This window comes from Cellulomonas sp. IC4_254 (genome assembly GCF_011603975.1).
In the GTDB taxonomy this organism is placed as follows: Bacteria; Actinomycetota; Actinomycetes; order Actinomycetales; family Cellulomonadaceae; genus Cellulomonas.
In genome coordinates this window covers 1-3,286 of record NZ_JAANNB010000286.1, presented here as the reverse complement: position 1 = coordinate 3,286, position 3,286 = coordinate 1, and the positions used below count along the sequence as shown (strand labels likewise).

Sequence of the window (3,286 nt, the reverse complement as noted above, 5' to 3'; positions counted from 1 at the left end):
TCGGCCGGTGCCGTGGGCTCGGTCGCCGACGCTGTCGTGGAGGCCGTCCCGGTCGCGAGGGACGGGGCGGACCCGGCGTGCGGGGGGCGCGGGACCGCGCCGCGCGACGACGCCTCCGCCACCCGCAGCGCCGGCGGCGACGCGAGCACGGCCACCCCGACGCCCGCGGTCAGCACGCCGACGAGCGCGATCACCCCGGCCGCCGACCACCGGCGCGGTCGACCGAGGGGCCGACGCGTCACACCCGGCGCCGGCGGAGCACCAGGCCGGCCGCCACGGCCACCGCGAGGACGCCGGTGCCGAGCAGCGCGAGCCCGAGCGCCTGCGACGAGGACGCCGCCTGCCCGCCCGTGCCGGCCGGTACGGAGGTCGGCACGCCGAGCTCCTGGGCGGTCGCGAGCAGCCCGTCGAGGTGGCGCTGCACGACGGGCGCCGCGGCGGCCGCCAGGTCCTTGACCGTCTGCTCGGACCCCTGCGCGAGCTCCTGCTCGCCGGCCGCGAGCGTGGCGCGGTGCCCGGCGATCTGGGACTCGACCCATGCGCGGTCGAACGCCTCGCCGCTCTGCGCGCTGACCTCCGCGAGCGCCTGCTGCTGCTCGGGCGTGGGCTCGGCGGGGAGCGTGACCCCGAGCTGCTGCGCGACCGGCGTCAGCGAGGCGTCGAGCGCCGTGTGGTCGTCGATCAGCATCTGGCCGTGCATCCGGACGTCGTCGGTCGTGGCCTTCTGGAGCGCCGCCTGGCCCGCGGCGATCTCCGCGAGGTTGCTCTGGTGGGCGGCGACGAGCCAGGCCTGGTCCTGCTCGTTCGGCTGGGCGGCGGCGGTCCCGGCGGCGAGGCCGAGAGCGGCGGTGGTGGCGGCGAGCGCCAGGGCGGCGCGGTGGAGCAGACGCATGGCGGTCCCCCTCGGGGGTCGTGGCCCCGCTCCGGACCGGTGCCCCCATGATGGGTGGCTCCGGCCGGGTCGCGCATCCGCAGCGGGCCGCGCTACGCCCGTCGGCGGCGACCGCGCGCGCCCGCCCGCACCGCGACCGCGCCCGCCCCCGCGACCAGCAGTCCCAGCGCGACGGCGAGCGCCGCGCCCGCCTCCGACCCGGTGCGCGGCAGCGCCCGAGCCGGGGCAGCGGGCGCCGAGGCGACGGCCGGAGCCGCGACCGACGCGCCGGCCGGCGGGACGGCGACGGGCGCCCCGGGCGCGGCCGGCACCCCGGGCACCGTCGGCACCACGGGCGCGCCGGGCGCCTCGACCGCGAACGGCACCGTCAGCGCCGCCGCCACCCCGGTGTTGCCCGCCAGGTCGGCCACCCCGGCCAGCGCCAGCCGGATCGTCGCCGCCCCGGCCCGCGCGCCCGCGTCCGGGGTGTACGTCGCGGTCCAGGTCAGCCCGCCGTCGACGGTCGTCAGGCCGGAGAGCGTGCCCGCCTCGGCGACCAGGTCGGCGAGCGCGAGGGCCGCCACCGGCTCCGAGAACGTGATGGTCAGCGTCGTCGGGCCGGTGACCCGGGTGGCCGCGAGCGCGAGCGTCGCCGTGGGGCGCACGGTGTCCACGGCGTACGTGCCCGACGTGGCGGTGCCGACCCCGGCGTTGCCGTCGGCGTCGGTCACCAGCGCGAGGTCGACCGTGACGGCGGTCGGCCCGGAGTCGGTCCCGGCCGCACCCGTCAGCGGGGCCGTCCAGGTGCGGCCGCCGTCGGACGACGACAGCGTCCCGACGGTGGCACCCGGCGCGGTGACCGCCGCGCTCGTGACCCCGGTGACCGCCTCGGAGAACGTCAGCGTGAGGACGCCGGACGTGGCGGTGCTGAGCAGCGGCTCGGAGACGGTGACGACCGCCGTCGGGCGGACGGTGCGGACCGCGAGCGTCGTCGGGGCGGTGGTCCCGGTCCCGGGGTTGCCGGCCAGGTCGGCGACCGTCGCGAGGTCCAGGACCAGCTCCGCGGTGGCGCGCGCGTCGGGGTCCGGGGTGAAGGTCGCGGTCCAGGTCCGGCCGCCGTCGACGGAGGTCGGCGGCGTGAGGGTGCCGCCGCCCGTGGCGAGCGTGAGCCCGGGGCTGGCTCCGCCCGCCCCGAGGACGGGCTCGGAGAACGTGATCGTCACGGTGGCGGTCTCGCCGGCGCGCACGACGCTGCGGTCGGTGGTGACGACGCCGGTCGGTCGCTGGGTGTCGACCGTGTAGACGGGGGAGGCGGCGGTGCCCCTGCCGACGTTGCCGGCCTGGTCCATGACGCCGGCGAGGTCGACCGTGACGACCTGGTCGGTCGGGCCTGTCCCGGCCGCCGGCACGATCGTCGCGGTCCAGGTGGTGCCGTCGGTCGTGGCCAGGTCGCTCGCCGTGCCCCCGGGGACGGTGAGGTCGGCCAGGTCGAACCCGACGACCGGCTCCGAGAAGACCACGGTCAGCGTCGCGGAGTCGCCGATGGCCAGCCGCGCCGCGCTCAGGCTGACGGCGGCCGCGGACGGCCGGACGGTGTCCACGGCGTAGGCCGAGGAGGACGCGGTGCCCTGGCCGGGGTTGCCCGCGAGGTCCCGGACGCCGGCGAGGTCCAGCGCCACCACCGCACCGGCGGCCTCGGTGCCGGCCGCGGGGGTGAGCGTCGAGACCCAGGTGCGCCCGCCGTCGCTGCTGAGGGGGGTGCTCGCGCTGCCGGCACCCACGGCGAGGTCCGCACCGGTCAGACCGGTGACCGCCTCGGAGAACGTCAGGGTGACGGTCGCGGTGTCCCCGTCGCGGAGCGCCGCCCGGCTGACCGCGACGGTCGCGGTGGGCCGCACGGTGTCGACGGAGAAGTCGTTCGACTGGGTCGTCCCGGATCCCGGGGTGCCGTCGAGGTCGGTGACGCCGGTGTTGTCGAGCACCAGCCGCAGCCCGTAGGCGGTAACCCCCGCCTGGGGGGTGAGCACCGCGGTGAACACCTGGTTGTCCGAGGTGGACACGGCGGACAGCGTGCCTCGGGACACCGTCATGTCCGCCGCGGTGAAATACAGGACCGGCTCGGAGAACGTGATCGTCACCAGCGACGTGTCGCCGATCGCAAGCCCGGTCTTCTCGACGACGACCGTGGCGGTCGGCGCCGCGGCCGCGGCGGGCGAGGCGGCGGGAAGGACGGGCGCGGCCGCGAGGGCGAGCGCGAGGGTCACGGCGGCGAGGGTGCGGCGCATGCGGCGGGGGTCCCGTTCGGGGTCGTCGCAGGCCGCGGGGCGGACCCGAGTGGGTCGCGGCGGCGTGCGGGGAGGCCGTCACCGTACGTCGGCGGGCGCTCCCGTGAGCAGGTGCTTCCCCCTATCGGAC

Annotated in this window: 3 protein-coding genes; all 3 read right to left on the bottom strand. The window is 78.3% G+C overall.

All coding sequences use genetic code 11. The features are described 5' to 3' along the window. A partial coding sequence (locus G6556_RS19225; protein WP_205693712.1) for a hypothetical protein occupies nt 1-194 on the bottom strand: 194 nt, incomplete at its 3' end. Nucleotides 195-238: 44 nt separating this feature from the next. Next, a complete protein-coding gene (locus G6556_RS17875) occupies nt 239-892 on the bottom strand; it encodes a DUF4142 domain-containing protein (protein WP_166944363.1) in 654 nt (217 codons plus the stop codon). 92 nt (nt 893-984) lie between these two features. Further along, nucleotides 985-3,156, bottom strand: coding sequence for an Ig-like domain-containing protein (locus G6556_RS17870; protein ID WP_166944361.1), 2,172 nt, complete (start codon nt 3,154-3,156; stop codon nt 985-987). Nucleotides 3,157-3,286 lie beyond the last annotated feature (130 nt).